This is a genomic window from Robbsia andropogonis, from assembly GCF_000970345.1.
Lineage (GTDB): Bacteria > Pseudomonadota > Gammaproteobacteria > Burkholderiales > Burkholderiaceae > Robbsia > Robbsia andropogonis.
The window spans coordinates 240,569-263,863 of sequence record NZ_LAQU01000006.1; the positions used below are offsets into that span (position 1 = coordinate 240,569).

The following is a 23,295-nucleotide window of genomic DNA, read 5'->3' on the forward strand; positions in this document are numbered from 1 at the left end:
CCGGATCGATTCCTGCTCGATTACATCGTGTATGCGTGACAAGCGTGGCAAGCCCTCATCCGTTCGACGCCAGCCATTCGTGCAGTTGCGTGACCGAATCGGCGCAGAAAACCGGCGCAAGCGCCCGCAACGGCTCCGGCCGATGCGCCCCATAGGTCACACCGATACCGGCCACGCCGGCATTGATCGCCATTTGCAGGTCATGCGTGGTATCGCCGATCATGACGGTACGATCCACATCCTGTCCCAACTCGCGCATCAATTCCTGCAGCATCGCCGGATGCGGCTTAGAAAACGTCTCGTCGGCACAGCGCGTGGCGTCAAATAACGTCGCCAGCCGCGTCTGCGCCAAAGCGCGCGTCAAGCCGACACGACTTTTTCCTGTTGCCACAGCAATGAAATAGCCTGCTTCGCGTAAACCTTCGAGCATGTCACGCGCACCGGGGAACAAGGCCAGATGCGGCTCACCAGTGACGAAGTGATATTTGTATCGTTCGACAAGACGAGGATAGTCGGACGGGTCGAGCGTCGGTGCGACCGTTTCCAGCGCATCGCGCAGCCCGAGGCCGATCACATAACGCGCGGCATCGCCGCCCGGCACCGGCAGACGCAGGTCACGGCAGGCGGATTGCAGACAATGCGCGATATGGGCGGTCGAATCGCTGAGCGTTCCATCCCAGTCGAACACAAGTAGATCGTATCGGTCTCTGGCCATCGGCGTATAAATAAAAATCAGTCTGCAGCCCGTAATTGGACCAGAAATCGTTGGCATTCGGCGGGCAACGCCGCCTCCAACTGGAGCATTTCGCCGCTGGCCGGATGAGTAATGCGCAATTTTGCCGCATGCAAAAACATACGCTTGAGGCCCGGGGTGGCATTCGCCCGTGCCAATGCCTTGTTCAACGCAAAATCCCCGTATTTGTCGTCGCCGGCGATGGGCGCGTCCAGATGCGCCAGATGCACGCGAATCTGGTGCGTCCGTCCGGTTTTCAACTGCGCCTCCACCAGCACGAAACCGTCTGGGGCGCCCGCTATCGCCGGCAGGCGTACATCAGCGTCGCCCGTCCGGGTGTCAGGACCCCGGAAGCGCTCCATCAGCGTGAAAACGGTATGCGCGGCCTGCCCCTCTGGATCCACGCTGACACGGCGTTCGCCCTCGGCATTCACGTATTTGTGCAGGGGGGCCTTCACCACGCGCTTCATATCGCGCCAGCCGCCTTCGGGAGCGCGGACGCATGCCAGATAACGCTTGTCGGTCTGATTCTCGCGCAATTGCGCGTGCAGATGCGTCAACGCGGCCCGCTTCTTGGCCAGCATCAGAATGCCCGACGTTTCCCGGTCCAGCCGGTGTACCAGCTCGAGGAAGCGGGCATCGGGCCGCGCCGCGCGCAGTTGCTCGATCACACCGTGACTGACGCCACTGCCGCCGTGCACTGCCACGCCGGCCGGTTTATCAATGACGAGCAGGTGCGGGTCCTCGAACAGGATAGGAAACTGCGCAGGGGGGACGTACGCATTACGCAGTGTCGCGTCGACTCCGTCCTGCCCGCCGTTCGTGGCCGTGCGCACGGGAGGCACGCGCACGATATCGCCACAGACCAGACGATATGTTGCGTCAATGCGTCCCTTGTTTACCCTGACCTCGCCGGAACGCAGAATGCGATAAACGTGGCTCTTCGGCACGCCTTTACAGACGCGCAGCAAGAAATTATCGATGCGCTGGCCCGCATCCTCGTCGTCGATTTCAATCATCGCGACACGATCCGCGAAAGCCTGTTGCCGGGACATTTTGCCTAACTCTTTCATTCTGCCTATAATTTGCCCAGCAAGTCGCGTCTGCGGAGACCTGACGGTGCAGACGCTGCGTGGAATAGAGGTACTATCTCACGGCCCGAGGTCTTTCCCGACCCAGACGGCGTCTGTCCGGCATACATCCCTGACCGGACTTGCCCTGGTGCGACCAATCGGCATTTTACCGCACCACGGGGGGTTACCCACCCGTCAATACCGGGTAACACGTAGCACGCACGTCGCAAGAGACCGGCAAGGACTTTGCCCACAGGCAGGTTCGGTCATCGTCTCGCGCCGATGGGCGTTGGGTTGTGGCATGAAAGAATTTTCCCGGCCAGCGTGACGTCTCGCCCCGACTTCGGCGATCAATGACGGCACGCTGGCCGGTTGTGAAGTGATTGGGACCGGTGGCCGACGCGCCTCTTCGAGCGCATCGCCGCCGGCGAACAAGTTGCAATGGAAGGTGTTGCCGTTGTACACGAAGTACGCAACGGTACACGAATGCGCTAGCGGAGAGCGGCCCACCAGGTCGATCGAGCGAAAGCACCGGCCCCGAATCTTCGGGTCGGACGCCATGCGGTAAAGGGGGAAGCGCTCCCGGACAGGTCGCCATGCGGCCGCGAACGTCACGACGGCGCCCCTGCTTCCGCTCGCTCCTCTTCGCCCTTGCGGCGCCGGAACGCCCGCCCTGTACGCGGTGGCCGCCGGCGACGCCTGCCCGGATCAGGGCAGCCGCATCTGTGTACCGCATGACGCGAGGTGGTCAGCCACCCAGTGTCCGCGTGACAATGTGCGGCAGTCCGTTCCGCCGCGAAATGACGTGGTGGCACGCGACGGCTTCCCCTTCCGCGCCGCCGCGCCGGTTTCATCGCGCGCGGCCCGTGCATCTTGACCGTGTACAGCCGCACCCGGCATCGCGTCGCCCATCGGCGGCCGTTGTCGGCGCATGCCGCGCGTTCGCAAGACACCGCGGCGCAGCGGCCCACGACACCGGTACGGTTCCCACTTCACGTGCGCTTCGGCCGTGGCAGGCCCCGCGTGCACCGCCTCCTCCGGCGGACTGCACCGGGCCTGTCCGGGGCACCGTCCCCGGCGCCGGCGCCATTCTCCGCCATCGCTTCGACTCCCGCGTGTATTGCAGTTTAAAAAGCGCGGCACGCGGCTGTCCGTTATTCGGACACCAGCCCGCAGTGCCGCACTGGAGTCGTTTATGAAACGCATGTTGTTTAATGCGACGCAGCAGGAAGAACTGCGCGTCGCGATCGTCGATGGCCAGAAACTGATCGACATCGACATCGAGACCGCTGGTCGCGAACAACGCAAGGGGAATATCTACAAGGGTGTCATTACCCGCGTCGAGCCGTCTCTAGAAGCCTGCTTCGTGAACTACGGCGAGGACCGCCATGGTTTCCTGCCCTTCAAGGAAGTGGCCCGTCAGTACTTCCGGGAAGGCGTGGATATGCGCACCGCGCGTATCCAGGACGCATTGCGTGAGGGACAGGAGCTGATCGTCCAGGTCGAGAAAGAAGAACGCGGCAACAAGGGCGCGGCGCTGACGACATTCATCTCGCTGGCCGGGCGCTACCTGGTGCTCATGCCGAACAACCCGCGCGGCGGCGGCGTGTCGCGTCGCATCGAGGGCGACGACCGGCAGGAATTGCGGGAGACGATGGCGCAACTGGTCTGCCCGGAAGGCATGAGCATGATCGCGCGCACGGCAGGCATCGGTCGCAGCGCCGAGGAATTGCAGTGGGACCTGAACTACCTGCTGCAACTGTGGCGCGCCGTGGAAGGTGCCGCCGAAAGCATGAAGGCACCGTTGCTGATCTATCTCGAGTCCAGCCTGGTGATTCGTGCGATACGCGACTACTTCCAGCCGGATATCGGCGAAATCCTGATCGATACGCAGGAAATCGAGGAACAGGCCCGTGCCTTCATGAGCGTGGTCATGCCCGGCAGCATGGGCAAGGTCAAGCGCTATCACGACGATGTGCCGTTGTTTTCCCGGTTCCAGATCGAACATCAGATCGAAACCGCGTACTCGCGCACGGTAACGCTGCCGTCCGGCGGCGCGATCGTCATCGACCATACCGAGGCCCTTGTCTCGATCGATGTCAACTCGGCCCGCGCCACCAAGGGAGCGGACATCGAGGAAACCGCGACCCGCACGAACCTGGAAGCCGCCGACGAAGTTGCCCGGCAACTGCGCCTGCGCGACCTTGGCGGGCTGATCGTGATCGACTTCATCGACATGGAGTCGTCGAAGAGCCAGCGTGAAGTCGAGCAACGCCTGAAGGATGCACTGCGCCACGATCGCGCGCGGGTGCAGATGGGCAAGATTTCGCGTTTCGGCCTGATGGAACTGTCGCGTCAGCGGCTGCGTCCAGCCTTGTCCGAAGGCAGCCATGTGACCTGCCCGCGTTGCAACGGCACCGGCCACATCCGTGATACGGAGTCATCGGCACTGCAAGTCCTGCGCATCATCCAGGAAGAGGCGATGAAGGAAAACACCGCCGCGATCCACACCGAAGTACCAGTGGACGTGGCGGCTTTTCTGCTGAACGAGAAGCGCTCGGAAATCCACAAGATCGAGTCGCGGTTCAAGGTTGCCGTGCTGATGATCCCGAACAAGCATCTGGATACGCCGCACTATAAGCTGGAGCGCCTGCGTCATGACGACGCGCGACTCGACGAACCCCGCAGCAGCTACAAGATGGCGATGGAAGCCGCACAGGCGCTGGAAGCAGAAAGCACGGTCAGCCGCCGCACGGCGGAAACCAAGCCACGCCAGGAAGCCGCCGTCAAGGGCATCACGCCGGACCAGCCGGCACCGATTTCGACGCGTCGCGAAAGCCTCGAACAATCGACTCAGGCAAGTGCGCCGACATCGGCCACGTCCAAGCAAGCCCCGGCCGAAGCCGGTTTCTTCGGCTGGATCAAGCGCGTGCTCGGCTTGGGCACCTCGGCCGGTGCCGACGGCACCGCACCCGGTTCGACCGCGGCGACCGATGCCTCGCGCTCGTCCACATCGGCGAGCAAGCCGGTATCGGCGGCGGGTGCCAATGCAAGGGGCGACCGTAGCGCGCGCGGCGAGCGCGGTGCGCGCGGCAACAATCGCGCCGACGGCGCCGAGCGCGTCACGGCCCGTAACGGCGAGCGCACCGAGCGCGGCGACCGTGCGTCGGCAAACGGGGCCAATGGCGTCGCTCGCGACGGCCAGAAGCCGCGGAACGGCCGCCGCGATGAGCGCACGGCGGGCGCCGCGCCGAACGGCAACGTGGTCGCGGCCGACACCAAGGAAAACCGGGAACCGCGTGAAGGGCGTGAAGCCCGCGAAGGTCGTGACAATCGGGACGGCCGGGAAAGTCGCGAACAACGCATGGCTACCCAAGGTGCGCCAGCGGAACGGCCGCGCCGTGAACGCCAGGAGCGTGGCGAACAAGGCGAGCGCGCCGAGAAGACCGAACGTCCGGAACGCGGCGAACGTTCGGCATCGGGGCGTGGCGAACGCGGGGAACGTCGCGAACGCCGGTCGTCCGATGCGGTGGCGGCGGAACGCGCCGAATCAGGCGCCGAAGCAACCGTCGAGGCACTCACGCAACCAGGCGTGGCGGCGCATACCGCGCACGACCCGGCTATTGCGTCCCGTACGCCAAATGTCGTGGCCGAACCGGTGGAAGCATTGGGTGCGGTAGCCATCGCGGCTGACGGCTTGCTTGATCCGACATCCGTCTCGGGCGATCCCCAAGCAGTGCAAGGCGAACGTACCGACGGCGCACGCGATGGTGAAGAGCGTCGCCGTCGTCGCCGTGGCAGACGTGGCGGGCGCCGTGAGCGGGAAGAAGATCAGGCCGAGCGGGATGGCCAGAGCGGTCAAGCCGGCTCCGAAGACGGTGTACCCGTGAACGTCAATCACGCGGCCGATGTCGCGGAGGGCGACGGCCATCTGGTGCCGACGTCACCGGTTCAGACGCATGCAGCATCGACCCGTGCGACGCCGGTGGAGACAGCGGCACCGGTCACGGCGTCAGCGCACGCTGCCGAAACCGAGAACCCGGCCTCCGCGGCGGTTGGTGAGGCGCTTGCGACACCCCAGACGCCCGTGGCACCGGTTATCCCTGACACGTTGGCGTACACCGTGGCAACGCCTGCCACGCAACACGCCGACGCGCCGACGCCGACGCCACCGGTCGTCGATATCGTTGCGCCGTCGCACGCTGTCCCGATCGTCTCGGCACCGTCGCGGGACGTGCAATCGTCCGATGCCGCATCGGAGCCCGCAGCGGCACCATTGCCGGTAACACCGGCCGAGGCCATCATCCGCGCCGAGACCGCAGCGGTGGTGACAGACCCCGCCCGACGTCCCCGGTGCCAGTCGAGGCCCTTGCGCCGCAACCGGCTGGCGCGGCCACCGCGCTGCCGGACACGGTTGCGCACGGCGCGCGCACGGCAACGCCGGTCAGCATCGATCCGCAGCACTTCGCGCCGATGTTGGCCGAGGCCGGTCTGACCTGGGTCAATACCGATGCGGACAAGTGGCGTGCAGCCGCGGACGCGGCGGCGAGTGTGGCGCCAGTCGTACACCCTCCACGTCTGCGCAAGCCGCAGGCGCCGGTTTCCACCGAACCGCTGGTGCAAGTTGAAACCCGCGGGACCGTGAGCGAGTGAAATCCATTCAGTTGATAAATGACAACCCCTGACGGCGCGTACGCGCGCCACCACGTCGGCGGATCCGCCTAGGATCGCGACGTAGGCAGCGGTCTAAAAAGCCCGATACAGCGCCCTGCTGTATCGGGCTTTTCGTCATATACAGTTTCCCGTGCAAACCGTCGAAACCCGCTGCGGAAATGCTTACCGTAGAATGAATGATTGCAGTACGTATGCTAGCCGGGCGTCAGACAGCCGAGACAGACAGTGCAGAAGGTTATTCCGATCCAACCGATTTCCTCTGGCGAATCGCCTTCGCGACACGCCGGCGATACAACGAAGGCATCGTCTACGGCGCTGCTGGACCGCGCCGTGCCGTTGTCGGTCGCCATCGCACAACAGGGTGCACGGGACCGCCGGGATCGGCCCATGCGCGATTTACGAATCTCGGTCACCGATCGCTGCAACTTCCGCTGTGTCTACTGCATGCCGAAAGCCACGTTTGACAAGAATTTTGCTTTCCTGCCGCAGCATTCGTTATTGCGTTTCGAGGAAATCGAGCGAATCGCACGCGCCGGGGCAGCGTTGGGCGTGCGCAAGATCCGGCTGACTGGCGGTGAACCGCTGCTGCGCAAGCACATCGAGCGTCTGATCGAAAATCTTGCAGCCATTCGCACGCCCGATGGTCGCGCCCTTGAATTGGCGATGACGACCAATGGCGCGTTACTGCGCCGCAAGGCGCGCAGTCTGGCCGATGCGGGCTTGAACCGGATCACCGTGAGCCTGGACGCGCTGGACGATGCAACGTTCCGCGGGATGAACGACGTCGATTTCCCAGTGGCGGACGTGCTGGACGGTATCGAGGCCGCACGCAAGGCGGGTCTCGCGCCGTTAAAAGTGAACATGGTGGTCAAGCGCGGCGTCAATGAGGCACAGATTATCCCGATGGCACGCTATTTCCACGGCAGTGGCACCATACTGCGTTTCATCGAATACATGGACGTGGGCGAAACCAATGGCTGGCAGCGTGCGCATACGGTTGCCTCACGCGACATCATCGACATGGTCGGCGCCGTCCTGCCCCTGATGCCGATTGGGCGGCATCATGCGTCCGAGCCGGCAGAGCGCTGGCGCTACGTGGATGGTGGTGGTGAGATTGGCGTGATCTCCAGCGTCACGCATGCCTTCTGCGGCGACTGCACCCGCGCGAGACTCTCCACCGAGGGCAAGCTCTACCACTGCCTGTTTGCCACCCACGGACACGACCTGCGGGCACTGTTGCGCGACACCATGGTGGATGATGCGCAGTTGACCGCCGTGATGGCGGGCCTCTGGCAAGATCGTGACGATCGCTACTCGGAATTGCGTGGCGGTCAACATGCGCCGTCCGCTGGCGGACCCACCGATGCTCGCCGCGTCGAAATGTCCTACATCGGCGGATAAGCGATGGCGGGTCCGACGCTGTCCATTCCACGCGACGACATCACCGGCGTGATTCTCTGTGGCGGACGCGCCAGCCGGATGGGCGGCATCGACAAGGGCTGGGTGATGCTCAATGGACAGCCGCTGGTCGAGCACGCCCGCGCCCGACTCGCCCCGCAAGTCGGATCACTGATCATCAGCGCAAACCGACATATCACGCGCTATGCGGCGCTGGCCCCGGTCGTGACCGATGCACTACCTGACTATCCCGGCCCTCTGGCGGGCGTGGTCGCGGCGCTGCGGGCAACAAAGACGCGTTACCTTGCCTGCGTTCCATGCGATGTTCCCGCACTGCCGAAGGACTTGGTCGAGCGCCTATCCCACGGGCTGATGCGCCCGGATGTCGACACCGCGGGTACGGCTTTTGACGCGGACGCGACCTCGATACCGATGCGAGAACGCATGGACGACCGGTCCACGGCGAGACACGCGCCTGGCGCACACGCGGTCTTGTCCGTCGCGGCCACGGTCGAAGAGGGCATGCGGCGGGTACATCCGGTATGCGCATTAATGGACCGGTGCATCCTCGACAGCAGCGAGGCATGGCTGCATCAAGGCGAACGTCGTATGATGTCGTGGCTCGCACGCCACAATGCGCGAACCGTCGACTTTGCCGATTTCGCGGCGTTTTACAATATCAATACGCGCGATGCCTTGGACGCCGCCGGCCGCGGTACCGGATAAACATGCGGCACGATGCATGCTGCGTAACTGCTACCTCCCTCGCCTCCTTCTTGCGATCCGACGTGCCTTCTGCTCTCCCCGTCCCTGACCCCATCGCCGCGCTGAAGGCCAGCGCGTCCGGTACGTTGGCGACGTATGTCGCCAGTTGCCTGAGCGCGGAAGACGCCGATGCATTGCACGTCGATGCCGCGCGCGTGCTGCTGCGCGACCTGATGCGGCCGGTGGCACGGATCGACACGGTACCGCTGTTGCAGGCCCTCGGCCGCACGCTTTTCGCGCCCATCCTCGCGCCCATGGACGTACCGCGGTTCGATAACGCCGCGATGGACGGCTATGCGTTCGACGGGACGCTGCTCGAAGCAACGCCGACACCCGGGACGCTGACATTGACGGTCATCGGAAACGTCCATGCGGGCCATCCGCTCTCACGGACGGTGTCGCCTGGCGAATGTGCCCGTGTCATGACCGGTGCACCGATGCCGCCGGGCACCGACACGCTGATCCCGCACGAATACGCCACCCCGGCGACGTCGGAGTCAATGTCGTCGTTGGCGGTCTCCGGCCACGCAATCAAGTCCCCGGCCGCGGCATCGGGCTTGCCCCAGGTCATGTTGTCGACGGCGGACTTCCGCAAAGGCGCGAACCGTCGATTGATCGGCGAGGATGTGCGATGTGGCCAGGTCGTATTCGAAGCAGGCCGTATATTGCGCGCCCCCGATCTCGGCATCCTCGCATCGCTGGGCATTGCCACGGTGCAGGTCCGTGCCAAGCTGCGCGTCGCTTTTTTTTCCACGGGTGACGAACTCCATCCGGTTGGAGACGCGTTACCGCCGGGCGGCTTGTATGACAGTAATCGATACACGTTATATGGCATGTTGACACGGCTCGGCGTCGAGCCTATCGACCTGGGTGTCGTGCGCGACGATCCCGCCGCGCTCGCGCAAGCCTTGGCGCGCGCCGCCGAATGTGCGGACGCCGTCATCAGTTCCGGCGGCGTCTCCGCCGGTGATGCGGATTTTGTACGCGATGTATTCAAGTCGGTCGGCGATATCGTATTCTGGAAGCTTGCAATGCGACCGGGGCGTCCCTTCGCGTTCGGCCTGCTGACCGGCCCGTCGAACGCCGACACCGATACCGCGATCCCGTTTTTTGGTCTTCCGGGTAATCCGGTAGCGGTCGTGGCCAGCTTCCATCACATCGTCCGCGATGCGTTGCTTGCCGCGATGGGTGCCGCGCCTAGCCGTCCACCACACGTGCGCGCCCGCGTCACGATGCCAATACGAAAGCGGCCCGGCCGAACGGAGTTCGCCCGCGGGATCGCGCACCGCCACGAAACGTCCATGGTCCGGGGCAACACGCTCGCGCCCTTCGTCGATGCGTCGAGCGACGACACCCCGGCAGCCATACCGGGGGATGGCGAATGGCAGGTTACCCTGACCGGGGCGCAAGGATCGGGCGTACTGAGCTCGATGAGCAAGGGCAATTGTTTTATCATCCTGCCGCACGAGCGCGCTGACCTGCAGACGGGCGACTGGGTGGATATTGTTTTCTTTGAGGGAGAGATATGACAACGACTCCGCACTCCGACGATGCGTCGAAGGAGTCCGCGCGGGCATCGGCGCCACTCGTCGAAGAGACGGGGACGCCATCGGGGAACACCGGGGCCACGGGGACAACAACGGACGGCGGCACCGCCGTGCCGGGGGCGACGCCCGGACCCATGGGGCCGGTGGCAGGCGCCCAGGGCCATCATCGACACGATTTATCGCATATGCTGTTCGCCCATTCGGTACCGGGCACCGAGGTCAAGAAGCAGATCTCCTATATCGCGCCGGGCCAGACCGTGAAGGCGTTGATGTTCGCCTATCTGACGTTCAGTGTTCCGCTGGTGTTGTTGGCGTTGATACTCGGCCTGGTTCGCAACGGCGGCGAAATGGATGTCCGTGGCGCATTCGGCGCGTTGTTCGGTGCCTTGATCCTGAATGGCATCGTTGGCTTCGTGTTGCTGTGGATCGCCTGCCGCGCCTATAACTGGGTGGCCTCGCGCTTCGGCGGTATCGAGATCACGTTGTCCGATCCGCCAAAGGACGTGTAGTCGTTTATTTCTCGGCGCCTCCCGCCTCGTCTACAGCACGATCACCGCTGACGGACGGTGCGGCTGCATCGGCGGTATCGGCATTCGCGTGGTTTGGCGTGCCGGACTCTGCTGGAGCGTACTGCATGTCCAGACTTGGCAACGGGCCCAGCGCCGCCGCCGCCGCGTCACCGGGTAGTGCCTCCACCTGACGCAATTTCTGATGCATGACCCGTGTACGCTGTTCCGCGAGATCGATCGAACGCGTCACGGTCTCCAACTGCGCCCGCGTCTTCGCCAGTACGCCACCGAACTTCGTAAACTCAGTCTTCACGGCGCCAAGCACTTGCCAGACCTCGCTGGAGCGCTGCTCGATAGCCAGCGTTCGAAACCCCATCTGCAAGCTGTTCAACAACGCGGTCAGTGTGGTGGGCCCGGTGATCGTGATACGGAAATCACGTTGTAGTGCATCGCTGAGCCCTGGTCGCCGCAATACTTCCGCATACAGCCCCTCGGTAGGCAGGAACAGCAACGCGAAGTCGGTCGTATGCGGTGGTGCGACGTATTTCTCGGCAATGCGCCGTGCTTCGGTCCGAACGCGCGCGTCCAGGGCTTTCCCCGCCTCCTCGACGGCAACGGGATCGGCACGGTCCTGTGCCTCAACCAGCCGTTCGTAATCCTCACGCGGAAATTTTGCGTCGATCGGCAGCCAGACGACTGAGCCGTCGCTCTCCGATCGATCGGTAGGGCTGCGTTCGGACGCGACCAGGGTATGGCGTTCAGCCGAGGCCAGCGCGGCGCGACCCGGCAAGCGTATCGCGAACTCAACCCGGTCGTTGCTGCCGGGGACCGTAGCCACATTGCGGGCAAACTGCTCCACGGTCAACATCTGCTCCAGCAGGCCGCCCAGTTGCACTTCGCCCCAGGTCCCGCGGGTCTTGACGTTCGTCAGCACCCGCTTCAAATCGCCGACACCCGCCGCCAGCGACTGCATCTCACCCAAGCCACGATGCACCTGCTCCAACCGATCCGACACCAGCTTGAATGATTCGCCCAACCGATGTTCCAGCGTGGCATGCAGCTTCTCGTCGACGGTCTGACGCATCTCCTCGAGCTTTGCGGCATTGCCCTTCTCCAGATCTTGCAACTTGCGCTCCAACGTCGTACGCATTTCCGCAAGCCGGAGATCGTTGCCAATCGCCAGGTCGTGCAAACGGCGCTCCAGCGTCTCGCTGACATGACGTAATCCCACCGTCTGTTCTTCGCGGGCGATTCTCGCCTGATCGGCGAATGTCGCGCGCACGGCTTCCAACTGCGTCGCATTGCTTTGCGTCAGTTGCGCGAGGTCGTGCGCGAAACCATCGACTTTCTGGTTCTGCAAAGTGGCCACGCTGCTTAATTGTGCGGCCACCGCTTGTTGAAACTGTGTCAGTACCCCGTGCGATTCCGTGCGCGCGATGCGCGCGGTCTCCGCCGCATCACCTCGCAATGTGCGCTCGACCCGTTCAAGCTCGCGCTTCAACAGTTCGCTCGATCCGTGCAACGCGTCTCCGACCGCATCGAAGCGCTCGTCGAAGGCGGCTCGCGTGTATCCATCGGCTGCGTCGCCGCCCGTGCGCCCGCGTACGATCACCACGCCTGCCACGATCAACGCTGTCATTGTCACCAACGCCATCGCAACCAATACGACGGCGACTTCCATCATCGTCATCCTGCCTTTCCTCTCTCTGGCGGCTCCGGTGACACGTTCGCCAAGCCCGCGCCGGTGCCCGGCTGTCGTGTGCCCGATCCGTCCCGCTCCGCGCTGCCGTCGACAAGCTGGCCCTGACGCCTGTGACGCACAAATGCGGACGTCACAGGGGCATCAGAAGAAGAGCCAGGTCATCACCACGAACAGCGGCAGCAAGATCGGCACCGACCATAGCATGTATCCGAAGAAACTGGGCATCGCCACACCCCGCTCCTCGGCGATCGCCTTGACCATGAAGTTCGGTGCATTGCCGATATAGCTTAGCGCACCCATGAAAACGGAACCCGCCGAGATCGCCAGCAAGGTGGAGGCGTAGTCGGTCATCAGCAGACGCGCGTCGCCGCCCGCCGTATTGAAAAACACCAGATAAGTCGGTGCGTTATCCAGGAACCCGGATAACAGGCCGGTGGCCCAGAAATACACCGCGTCGCGCGGGGTGCCGTTGGCATGGGTGACGAGCGCCAGCATTTTCGCAAACGGCCCATCGTCGCCCATCGACAGCATCGCGATCACCGGGGCGATCGTGACGAAAATGGCAGCGAATAATTTGCCAACCTCGACGATGGGCCCCCAGTCAAATTGATTGCCCCGCCGCGCCGACGCCGGTGTGATCCATAGCGACAGCCCCACAACCACCACGAGCAGCACATCACGTACGGCGTCCTGCAACGTCAGGGGGGTGCCGGCGATATCAAACGTAATACCGGGTCGCCAGAAGCCACTCATCAGCACCAGACCGATAATGGCAAACAGCAAGAAGAAATTGCGCTTGCCATCGATTCGCAGCGGTCCGGCGGCAGCGTCCACCGCGCCCGCGACGCGCGCGCCAGCTGGGGGCACCTCGATGGCGGTATCCAGTGGCGGCATTATTGCAATGCCGTCCACGCCCGATGCCCTGTCAAGCACCGCCGCCTGGCGCGCCGCGCCCGGCACGGTCAATCGATTGGCCTCCGCGGCCTCACGACGTAGCAGATGACGGTCGACCATGAAAAAGACGACGCACAGTACCCCGCAAAGGAACAGCATCGGCAGCAGCAGATGCTGCGTCGTCCACGAGAAACTGACACCTTTGAGGAAGCCAAGGAACAGCGGCGGATCACCTAACGGCGTCAGCGAGCCGCCCGCGTTCGCCACCAGGAAGATGAAAAACACAACAAGATGCACACGATGCCGCCGCCCTTCATTGGCGCGCAATAGCGGTCGGATCAACAGCATCGCGGCTCCGGTCGTGCCCATCACGCTCGCCAATGCGGAACCGAGCAGCAAAAACCCGGTATTGCTGAGTGCCGTCGCCGGCAGACGCCCATGCAGGCAGATGCCGCCCGAGACGGTATATAACGCCGCTAGCAAGGCGATGAACGGCAGGTATTCGGCCACCATGGCGTGGATGACCAGGCCAATCGCGCTGCTTGCGCCATACTGCCAGGCATACGGCAACAGGAAGACCACGGCCCAAGCAGCGGCAACCTTGCCGAAGTGGTGATGCCAAAACGCGCCCGCGACCAAAGGGAACACGGCGATCGACAGCAGCAGGCCCGCAAACGGCAGCCCCCATATCAAGGCCAACGACGGCACCGCCGATGCGGCGTGCGCCATGCCGGGTACCATCAAGAAGAAGAGTAGGAAACTCAGGCGTCCCATGCCACGCGGCAAAATATCGCCTGCCGGGCACCATTGCATACCCTGCGGACCGACCGGCAGCCGCCGCATAACTGTTTGACTTTGCATAGGATTCCAAGGGGACAGTAGCCTTGGAATTATAGCGGCGCATCACCCTTCCCGGACGCGCGTTGGCCGTTTGGCATAACGCGGATGCGCCGCGCCCGGAGAAATCGGACAACGACGCATCCGCCACGCTCAACTGGGCAAATGTTTGATACCAAACACCTGCCGCAAATAGGTGAGATACGCTTCGTCGTCGCACATATTCTTGCCTGGCGAATCCGACAGCTTCGCTACCGGCTGTCCGTTGCAACGGACCATCTTGATCACGACCTGCAAAGGCGTATAGCCGAGGTCATTGGTCAGGTTCGTGCCCACGCCAAACGCGAGGCGACAACGCCCCTGGAAGCGTTCATACAGTTGCAACACCTTCGGGATATCCAGCGCATCGCTGAACACCATGATCTTCGTACGCGGGTCCACGCGATTGTCTTCATAGTGCTTCAACAAGCGCTCGCCCCACTCGAACGGATCGCCGGAATCGTGGCGCGCGCCGTCGAATAGCTTGCAAAAGTACATGTCGAAGTCCTTGAGGAAGGACGTCATGCCGTACACATCGGACAGCGCAATCCCGAGATCGCCACGGTATTCCTTTGCCCACATCTCGAAGCCATAGATTTGGGAGTCGCGCAGACGTGGCCCAAGCCCCTGGCACGCTTGCAGATACTCGTGCGCCATCGTGCCGAGCGGGAGGACATCATGCTGCATCGCGAACAGGACGTTGCTGGTGCCGGCAAATTGCGGCCCGAGGTTATCCTTCAGCGACAGCAACACTTCTTCATGCCAGCGCTTGGAAAAACGCCGCCGCGTGCCGTAATCCGCAATCTTGCATTCGGCGTATTCGGGGCTTGCACCCAGCATCGCGATCTTGCTCTTGAGACGGTCGCGCCCTTCGCGATAGTCCGGCACGCGCTGCGTATTGCGAAAATAGACTTCGTTGACGATCGCCAGCACGGGGATCTCGAACAGGATCGTGTGCAGCCACGGCCCCTTGATGGTGATCTCGATTTCACCGTGATGCTCGCCCGACGGCATCACCGAAATGTACTTCTGGTTCAAATGGAACAAGTCCAGGAAATCCACGAAGTCGCTTTTGAGAAAGCGCAGCTTGCGCAACCACTGTTGCTCTGCCTGCGTAAAACGCAATGCGCAGAGGTGATCGATCTCCTGCCGGATCTCCTCGACATACGGCGCCAGCATGACGCCAGGGGTACGGCAACGAAAACGGTATTCGACCTCCGCGGCGGGAAAGTGGTGCAGCACCACTTGCATCATCGTGAATTTATAGAGGTCGGTGTCGAGTAGCGAGGTGATGATCATCGAAGGCACTATATGGACCACATGTCGCGTGGACGTTTCGTCTCAGCCGCCATCTTCCCAAGGATATGAACGCATGGGACGTCGCGTTACGCCAGGAATGGGCTCCGGCTATCCGCACGATGCAAAGCGGGCCACCAGCGCGCCCCGGCGATGCAACCGCGCCACCGCGTCAATTTGCCCTACCTCGCGGCGTGGCGTCGATGGTACCCGAAATTCGCCAATGGAGCCCAAAGTACGGTACTCAAGGCGGATATCCGACCATACGGACAACGTCGCGTCATATCGACATTACACATCTATCTGATCGACCCGCTCAGTGATCATCGCGGCGGCGGTGGCCTTCGGTTACAATAACGCCTTTCGTATACAGCCGTTTGGCGCAAAGACGTAGGAGTGAGTACATGACGCACGTCGTGACCGAAAATTGCATCAAGTGCCGCTACACCGATTGCGTCGACGTCTGTCCAGTCGATTGCTTCCGTGAAGGCCCGAATTTCCTCGCTATCGATCCGGACGAGTGCATCGACTGCGCCGTCTGCGTGGCGGAGTGCCCTGCCAACGCCATTTATGCGGAAGAAGACGTGCCGGGCGACCAGCAAGCTTTTGTCCAACTGAATGCCGAACTGGCCGCCATCTGGCCAAGCATCACCAAGACCAAGGCAGCGCTGCCCGACGCCGACGACTGGAAAGACAAGGAAGGCAAACTCGATTTGCTCGAGCGCTAAAAATTGCTTGCGCCTTGTCTGGAACGCCGATAATATTGTCGCCCTGGTCAGCCAAGATCCTTTTTTTTACTCGCCGCGGGCGTAGGAGAAAGTGATCTCGCACGTCCAGATTTCGTTATCGGCGCGGCTGACACTTGTCGCGGAAACGGATAAGTATCTGGCCGATGATGAAGCAGTACACGTGAGAAGCCGTTCATTTCACGTAGTTATCGTAAGAACGCCGATAACGCTGCAGAAATAGTTTGACAGAAGAAGATGTCATCTCTATAATCTTTCTTCTCTGCTGTTCCTCGATAGCTCAGTCGGTAGAGCGCCGGACTGTTAATCCGTAGGTCCCTGGTTCGAGCCCAGGTCGAGGAGCCAAAGAATAAGTAGCAAGAAAGGCCCTTTCAGGAAACTGAAAGGGCCTTTTTCTATGGTTGGCGCAGGGTCACCAGAGGCGTAGACGCTTCAGGACCGCTATCGTCAATCCGGCAAGGATCACCATGGCCGAGGTCACGATCCAGAATGCATACTTTTCATGAATGCCCGGCAGGCCGGCCACGTTCATCCCAAAGATGCCCGAGATCAGTGAGGCGGGTAACAGCAGTGCCGACATGATGGCCAGTGCCAACAGCTTGCGATTGATGTCCTCCGCCAGCAGTGACGCCAGTTCGTCCTGAAGGAGCTTGGCGCGCTCGTACAACGCCTCCAGTGATGCGCCGATGCTGTTCATCGTCTGCACGGCCTGCACCAAGGCTTCCGCGGAACGCGGATCGGCCCAATCCAATCGCGGCGCGATCAACTGCGCCAACGCCGTTCGCTCTGGATCGACGTAACGTTTCAACTCCACAAGATCCCGGCGAATGGCGCCCAACCCGGCGCGCTGATCGGAATGACGCCCATCGAGCACCCCCTCCTCCACATCATCCAGCCGGTCGCCAAGGTCATTGACCTTTTCCGCAAAAGTCTCATTCAGGCCTCGGATCAACGTTGCGAACAGCTCGGTGGTATCGCGAAACGTATCACCGTCCAACACCGCATGACGCAGCTTATCGGTCGATTGCATCCGGACCGTACGCACAGTGATCAATCGCGATCCATCGATATAGAACCGAAGCGCACTGGTGCCCTTATCAATATCGGCGCCGCCGCCCAATTCAAAGTCAGATATGACACCAAAAAAGTAAGCGCTCCCTACATGCACTCGCGGTCGGCGATCGCGCCCGCAGAGAAACTCGCGGACCGACATCGGCAAGGCCTCTCGGCATTGCAACCACCCGTTGACGGCATCGTCGGCCGCGGATAAATGCATCCATACCGGCTTATCCGGGGTACCCGGCAAAATGTGCGTTTCCGGCCATTGCATTGCCGTGGCCCGGCCCTGTTCGAAAATATAGCCGCAGACATACCCCTCCGGAGCGGAATGCACCTGCACCTCAGGTTGCGACGACATGCCGGTGGCACGGTGGCGCTGTTCTTCCCGTTGTTCCATGAATACTTGCTTTCCTTTACCTTTCGACGCGCCTGTTGGCGCCTGCATTATTTTCATCACCAGAATAGCGGGACTTTTGTTTGCAAGCGCATTGTCAGCCACGTGGTCGCAGTCGGCTGGTTGTGGGGCCCAGCCGCTCCCGGATCGTGCCGCGCACGGCTGCATAGATGAACGTGAACAGGGGAACCCAAAAGGATGTTCCGTTACAGACGTGACATGTACCCGCTCATTCCTGGAACAAAAGACAGCCCAGGCAGGTAAAAAGTGCGCAGCCCATGCAAAATTTAGTCACTTTCCCTTGATAACCGCAGCCAGAATCGCCAACGCGCCGCCATAAACAATAAGCCACGCGCCCCATTTCTTTCCAATCGTTGCAAGGCATTACGTTGGCACACAGATTGCTTTTATAACGGTAGGCACAAGCGCTTTTCTCCCTGGAAAGCGCCTGTGCCTTACACCACATGATGCGCAACCCCCATTGCGATCCATGTGGTGGCTTTTCAGGTTTACCGCCGTCAAGCCCCCGTGAGACGGCGGCCGTTGGCCCGCATCGAAACCGATGCGGGCCGTTTTTTTTGCCCAAAGCATTCCTTACAGCCGTTGCGGAAACGCACACGCAACCGACACTGCATTGCAGCAAAAGCGTATTCTGAGAGGAATGCGTCATAGCGGCGTCATCACGTTCCACGATTGTAGGAGCATGGTGCTGCCCGTACGACAAAGGCATCCACCTTTCTGACATTGGGATATTGAATGCCATCCAATATTGAAGATTACGCGCTGATCGGCGACGGCCAGACCGCCGCGCTGGTGGATCGCACCGGGTCGATCGACTGGCTGTGCTGGCCGCGTTTTGACTCCGCTGCCTGCTTTGCCGCCCTGCTGGGCGAGCCACGGCACGGCCGGTGGCAGATCGCGCCACTTGCCGCGATATCGGGCCACGCCATCACACAAGACAATGCCGTAGCCGGGCAGAAGGAAACGCTGCGTGCACAATCCCGCCGTTACCGTGACGACACCTTGATCTTGGAGACCGAATATCACACCCCTTCGGGCAGCGTGATCGTCATCGACTACATGCCGATGCACAACGGCTGGTCAGAGATCGTGCGTCTGGTGGTCGGACAATCCGGCTCGGTCGACATGCAGATGGATCTGACCCTGCGTTTCGACTACGGCTATGCGGTTCCATGGATGAGTCGTTTGGAAGACGGTAGCGGCGTGCGCGCCATATCCGGACCGGACATGGTCGTCCTGCGCACCCCGGTCGAGATGAACGGTGAAGGTCTGCGGACCCGTGCGACGTTTACGGTCACCGAGGGCGACACCGTGCCGTTCGTGATGGCGTACGCGCCATCGCACCATCCGCTCCCCCCGGCAAGCGATCCACGCTCGACGCTGGCCCGGACGCAGACGTATTGGCGCGACTGGGCCGCGCAATGCAATGTGACGGGGCCCTGGGCCGCACACGTCAGACGCTCGCTGATCACATTGAAGGCGCTTGCGTACGAGCCCACCGGCGGGATCGTCGCCGCCGCCACCACGTCGCTGCCGGAAGAACTCGGCGGCGTACGTAATTGGGACTATCGGTATTGCTGGCTGCGCGACGCGACGATTACCCTGTTGGCGTTGATGCGTGCCGGCTACTATGACGAAGCATCGGCCTGGCGCGCCTGGCTGACGCGTGCGATTGCCGGCTCTCCGAAACAATTACAGATCATGTATGGCATTGCCGGTGAACGCCGCCTGCCGGAATGGGAAGTGGATTGGCTGCCAGGCTATCAAGGCGCCAAACCGGTGAGAGTGGGCAATGGGGCCGTGGACCAATTGCAACTCGACGTATTCGGTGAAGTGATCAGCGCCTTGCACGTTGCCCGCGTGGGCGGCCTGCCTGCCGACGATACCGCCTGGGCTGTCGAACGGGCCTTGGTCGACCACCTGGTACTGGTATGGCGCGAACCGGATGAAGGAATTTGGGAAGTGCGCGGTGGTCGCCAGCACTTCACCTTCTCCAAGGTGATGGCGTGGGTCGCGTTCGATCGCGCGATTCGTTCCGCGGAGGAATTCCAACTGGAAGGTCCGCTCGATACATGGCGCGCGGCGCGCGCCCAGGTACATGCCGATGTATGCGAGAAAGGGTATAACCCGAAGGTGGGAAGTTTTACGCAGGTCTATGGTGGCGAAGCATTGGACGCGAGCCTGCTGTTGATGGCTACCCTTGGCTTCCTCCCTTCGGACGATCCGCGGATCGTCTCGACCGTAGACGCCATCGCGCGTGACCTGACGGTGGACGGCTTGGTACAGCGCTATCGCACACATGAAACCGCCGATGGCTTGCCACCGGGCGAAGGCACCTTTCTGGCTTGCAGCTTCTGGCTTGCGGACAACTATCATTTGCAGGGCCGCGATAAAGAAGCCGTCGCGCTCTATGAACGCTTATTATCGCTATGCAATGACGTCGGCCTGCTGGCCGAGGAGTTCGACCCGAAAACCCAACGCCAGGTCGGCAATTTCCCACAAGCGTTTTCGCACGTGGCGCTCGTGCATACCGGCATGAATTTAATGCAGCATAACGAAGCATTCGTGCAAGCCGTCACGGGCCAGCACGCCGCGACAGAAGGAACAACCGCCGAGCGCGCGGAAACGAGAGCGTCCACGGACGCGCCGGCGCATCGCGATTCATCGGATAAGGAAACGTCGGCGGCCTAGCCATGCTGCATGGCTGCCGGAATCTCGCCGGATTATCCGGCACACGCCGCCCGTTGCGGTGTGAAATCAACACTGCGCGCAAGCCTCGGCCGGCCCGCGCTGGATCAGGGAGGGCCGAACGATGCTGTATCAACTCGTTGAATGGCAGCGCGCGCTGCTGACACCGCTCAGTTCATGGGCAGACATGGCGTCAAAGGCTTTCGCCGATCCGGCCAATCCGTTGGCTTTCGTACCAGGTGCCAGTCGATCATCAGCCGGTTTCGAGCTGCTGCACCGCCTCGGCAAGGAGTATGAAAAACCGGCTTTCGGTATCGATCATATTATGCGCGATGGCCGGGCGATCCCCGTCGTGCAGCAGACGGTCCTTGAATTGCCGTTCTGCCGACTGTTGCGGTTCAAGCGTTACACGGACGATCACGACACCATCGTCGAGCTGAAGGATGATCCTTCGGTGCTGGTCTGTGCGCCGTTATCAGGCCATCATGCGACCCTGCTGCGCGATACGGTGCTGACACTGCTCGCCGACCACAAGGTCTACATCACTGATTGGACCGATGCACGGATGGTGCCATTGTCCGAAGGCCGTTTTGATCTCAGTGATTATGTCCACTACATCGAGCATTTCATCCGTTTCATCGGCGCACGCAAGCTGCATGTGATTTCGGTGTGCCAGCCCACCGTGCCCGTTCTGGGCGCTATTTCGCTGATGGCGGCACGCGGCGAGGACACGCCGCTGACAATGACGATGATGGGCGGTCCGATCGATGCACGCAAATCCCCCACCGCCGTCAATTCGCTGGCCGTCCAGCACAGCCTCGAATGGTTTGAAACGAATGTGATCTGGACCGTGCCGGCACATTACCCCGGCATCGGGCGGCAAGTGTATCCGGGATTCCTCCAGCACACCGGATTCGTCGCAATGAATCCGCAACGACACCTGGCATCACACTGGGACTTTTATCTGGACCTCGTGCGGGGAGACGAGCAGGACGCCGAGTCCCACCGCCGCTTTTACGACGAATACAACGCCGTGCTCGACATGGCCGCCGAATACTATCTGGAGACCATCCGGGTGGTGTTCCAGGAATACGGGCTTGCCGAGGGAACATGGGATGTCGACGGAGAGCACGTAAGGCCTGCAGCAATCCGGCACACGTCCTTGCTGACCATCGAGGGGGCGCTCGATGATATATCCGGCGACGGCCAGACGCGCGCGGCGCATGAACTCTGCAGCGGCATCCCCGCTTCGCGGAAGCATCATTACACCGCCGAAGGGGCCGGACATTACGGCATCTTTTCCGGACGACGCTGGCGTAGCCAAGTCTATCCCCGTATTCGAGACTTCATCGCGGAAGCGGAAATCCAGCGCCGCAAAGACGAGGCGCACGATGAGGGCACGCCGCCCCAGTCAGGCGGCCATCGGTCTTCCAGCATCGACGATGAAGGCGACGTGGCGGTGGCGCCCGCTCGTACGGCACGCAAGACGACACGTCCCTCGAATGGGTCGACCGCCGTTGCGTCAGGCAATGGCAAGCCCCCCCGTGCTACAACGAAGGGAAGCGACTCTTAGGCCAGAACACCCCGGTTCGGCCCCCCGCCGCGGCGTCTGCAACGGACGCCGGCTCTGCCGGCGGCTGAGAGGGTGACGGTGCCTGGCAAGTCGCATCACCCGCTGGAATAGATGACGCCGTGGCGGTCGGCCCGGTCATGCCCCCGGCCTCCTTCATCATCGTCGAATCCGCTGGCGCCGCCCTATGGGCATGCGCGGAAGGGGATAAGGCGCCAGACGCCCGCCCGATCATGGCAACGCGCGATACATCGCCATTTCCCACGCCCATCATTTCTCCACGTTGTGCAATACCCGGGAAAAAAGACGCACTCGACGACCTGGACGCAGCCGCCGTGGTGATCCCCATTCCTTGCTCCGCCACCATCGCTGGCGCATCGCCTGCCGGCATGGCGGTATGGGCGATGGACGACCTCTCGTCATCGGCATTTGCGAGCGGCGTCGCACGTGGCGGCACATGATATGTTGGATCCAGCGCTTGACCTGTCGCGCGCTCGAAAGACGCCTCGACACCGCAGCGAAGATAGGCCAGCAGCATGTCGAGATGCAGTGTCAACAAATGCTCGCGCTCCACCGGATCGGCGGGGTCTCGATCAAAGGCCGCGTGCAGCGTAAAACGGTTTGAAACGAGGTAATAACCGAGTCCCGAGATCGCAAGATAGCAATGCAGTGCATCGACCCCAGGACGAAATACGCCTGCCGCGGCGCCCCGATCCAGCAAGGCCCGCAACGCCGTGATGACCGGCCGCATCGCATTGCGTGCGCCGGACGCGCGCAAATGGACGCCCTCCTGCAGGTTCTCGTTGTTGATGACCCGCACCACCTCTGGATGAGAATAACAGTACTCCCAAACAAATCGCGCGAAACGCCGCATCGCGCGTTCTGGCGCCTCATGGCCGAGATCCATGCCGGCCTGCGCTTCGGCGAATTTCCGGTACACATCTTCCACGACGGCAACGAACAGTTGCTCTTTATTGCCGAAGTAGTAATACAGCATTCTTTCATTGGTCTGCGCCCGCCGCGCAATGCTATCCACCCTTGCACCCGCCAGGCCACCACAGCGAAACTCTTCGATCGCGGCTGTCAGAATGCGATGTCGCGTTCCGGCCGGGTCGCGCCGGCTATTATTGTGTAACGCAAGCCCATGCGTCATGGTCTCCTCCTTTTTAGCAAGTTGATGCCTAAAAGCACGCAAAGCCCATTCTCGCAGCCGCAGCATCGATCATTGCTTCGCCCGCTTTCCCGAAAACCATTCGTTCGTATCACTTATCTTCATCATGAAGAGCCGATTATGGCATGCACGGTTAGGACTAGCCTTATGCATGATCCGGTTTCGGCCGTTTCGACCCA

Annotated in this window: 14 protein-coding genes, 1 tRNA gene and 2 pseudogenes; 10 read left to right on the forward strand and 7 right to left on the reverse strand. The window is 61.9% G+C overall.

Annotation, left to right across the window (positions count from 1 at the left end; genetic code table 11):
• Positions 1–55: 55 nt before the first annotated feature.
• Together WM40_RS08555 and WM40_RS08560 are read right to left on the reverse strand one after the other, a co-directional pair.
• Positions 56–715, reverse strand: a complete 660-nt coding sequence (locus WM40_RS08555; protein WP_046152640.1) for an HAD-IA family hydrolase — start codon at positions 713–715, stop codon at positions 56–58.
• A gap of 17 nt (positions 716–732) precedes the next feature.
• Positions 733–1,806 carry a pseudouridine synthase gene (locus WM40_RS08560; RefSeq protein ID WP_046152641.1) on the reverse strand — a complete coding sequence of 358 codons (1,074 nt, stop codon included), beginning with the start codon at positions 1,804–1,806 and terminating at the stop codon, positions 733–735.
• A 1,195-nt stretch (positions 1,807–3,001) separates the two neighbouring features.
• Here WM40_RS08560 and WM40_RS08575 point away from each other — a divergent pair.
• From WM40_RS08575 to WM40_RS08595, 6 genes are all read left to right on the forward strand, one after another.
• Complete coding sequence (locus WM40_RS08575) at positions 3,002–6,301, forward strand: Rne/Rng family ribonuclease (RefSeq protein ID WP_236693429.1); 3,300 nt, start codon at positions 3,002–3,004, stop codon at positions 6,299–6,301.
• The gene (locus tag WM40_RS32455) at positions 6,280–6,459 is read left to right on the forward strand and encodes a ribonuclease E (protein WP_236693430.1); all 180 of its coding nucleotides are present in this window, start codon (positions 6,280–6,282) and stop codon (positions 6,457–6,459) included. The genes WM40_RS08575 and WM40_RS32455 overlap by 22 nt, the downstream gene beginning before the upstream one ends.
• A 336-nt stretch (positions 6,460–6,795) precedes the next feature.
• Positions 6,796–7,881 (forward strand): GTP 3',8-cyclase MoaA, encoded by a 1,086-nt coding sequence (gene moaA, locus WM40_RS08580; RefSeq protein ID WP_082102527.1) that lies wholly within the window; start codon positions 6,796–6,798, stop codon positions 7,879–7,881.
• A gap of 3 nt (positions 7,882–7,884) precedes the next feature.
• Positions 7,885–8,604: a molybdenum cofactor guanylyltransferase gene (gene mobA / locus WM40_RS08585; protein ID WP_052738240.1), complete on the forward strand. Its 720-nt coding sequence runs from the start codon at positions 7,885–7,887 to the stop codon at positions 8,602–8,604.
• A 62-nt stretch (positions 8,605–8,666) separates the two neighbouring features.
• Positions 8,667–10,172: a molybdopterin molybdotransferase MoeA gene (locus WM40_RS08590; protein ID WP_236693431.1), complete on the forward strand. Its 1,506-nt coding sequence runs from the start codon at positions 8,667–8,669 to the stop codon at positions 10,170–10,172.
• Positions 10,173–10,375: 203 nt separating this feature from the next.
• Positions 10,376–10,699: a hypothetical protein gene (locus WM40_RS08595; protein WP_036006867.1), complete on the forward strand. Its 324-nt coding sequence runs from the start codon at positions 10,376–10,378 to the stop codon at positions 10,697–10,699.
• A 145-nt stretch (positions 10,700–10,844) separates the two neighbouring features.
• Here WM40_RS08595 and WM40_RS08600 read toward each other — a convergent pair.
• From WM40_RS08600 to pncB, 3 genes and pseudogenes are all read right to left on the reverse strand, one after another.
• Positions 10,845–12,389 (reverse strand): annotated as a pseudogene (locus WM40_RS08600) (DNA recombination protein RmuC); the annotation flags it as partial.
• A gap of 153 nt (positions 12,390–12,542) precedes the next feature.
• Positions 12,543–14,036 carry a sodium:proton antiporter gene (locus WM40_RS31285; protein ID WP_236693440.1) on the reverse strand — a complete coding sequence of 498 codons (1,494 nt, stop codon included), beginning with the start codon at positions 14,034–14,036 and terminating at the stop codon, positions 12,543–12,545.
• Positions 14,037–14,285: 249 nt separating this feature from the next.
• A complete protein-coding gene (gene pncB, locus WM40_RS08610; RefSeq protein ID WP_024901518.1) occupies positions 14,286–15,470 on the reverse strand; it encodes a nicotinate phosphoribosyltransferase in 1,185 nt (394 codons plus the stop codon).
• A gap of 401 nt (positions 15,471–15,871) precedes the next feature.
• On the opposite strand from pncB, the gene fdxA reads away from it, so the two are divergent.
• Together fdxA and WM40_RS08625 are read left to right on the forward strand one after the other, a co-directional pair.
• Positions 15,872–16,195: a ferredoxin FdxA gene (fdxA, locus tag WM40_RS08620; protein WP_024901520.1), complete on the forward strand. Its 324-nt coding sequence runs from the start codon at positions 15,872–15,874 to the stop codon at positions 16,193–16,195.
• 287 nt (positions 16,196–16,482) lie between these two features.
• A tRNA-Asn gene (locus tag WM40_RS08625) sits at positions 16,483–16,558 on the forward strand.
• A gap of 67 nt (positions 16,559–16,625) precedes the next feature.
• Here WM40_RS08625 and WM40_RS08630 read toward each other — a convergent pair.
• Positions 16,626–17,669: a CorA family divalent cation transporter gene (locus tag WM40_RS08630; protein WP_051504123.1), complete on the reverse strand. Its 1,044-nt coding sequence runs from the start codon at positions 17,667–17,669 to the stop codon at positions 16,626–16,628.
• A 753-nt stretch (positions 17,670–18,422) separates the two neighbouring features.
• Here WM40_RS08630 and WM40_RS08635 point away from each other — a divergent pair.
• On the forward strand, positions 18,423–20,378 hold the full coding sequence (locus tag WM40_RS08635; RefSeq protein ID WP_024901522.1) for a glycoside hydrolase family 15 protein: 1,956 nt from the start codon (positions 18,423–18,425) through the stop codon (positions 20,376–20,378).
• A gap of 121 nt (positions 20,379–20,499) precedes the next feature.
• Positions 20,500–21,948, forward strand: a complete 1,449-nt coding sequence (locus WM40_RS08640; RefSeq protein WP_024901523.1) for a polyhydroxyalkanoate depolymerase — start codon at positions 20,500–20,502, stop codon at positions 21,946–21,948.
• 517 nt (positions 21,949–22,465) lie between these two features.
• Here WM40_RS08640 and WM40_RS31290 read toward each other — a convergent pair.
• A pseudogene (locus tag WM40_RS31290) lies at positions 22,466–23,098 on the reverse strand (TetR family transcriptional regulator); the annotation flags it as partial.
• Positions 23,099–23,295: the final 197 nt, after the last annotated feature.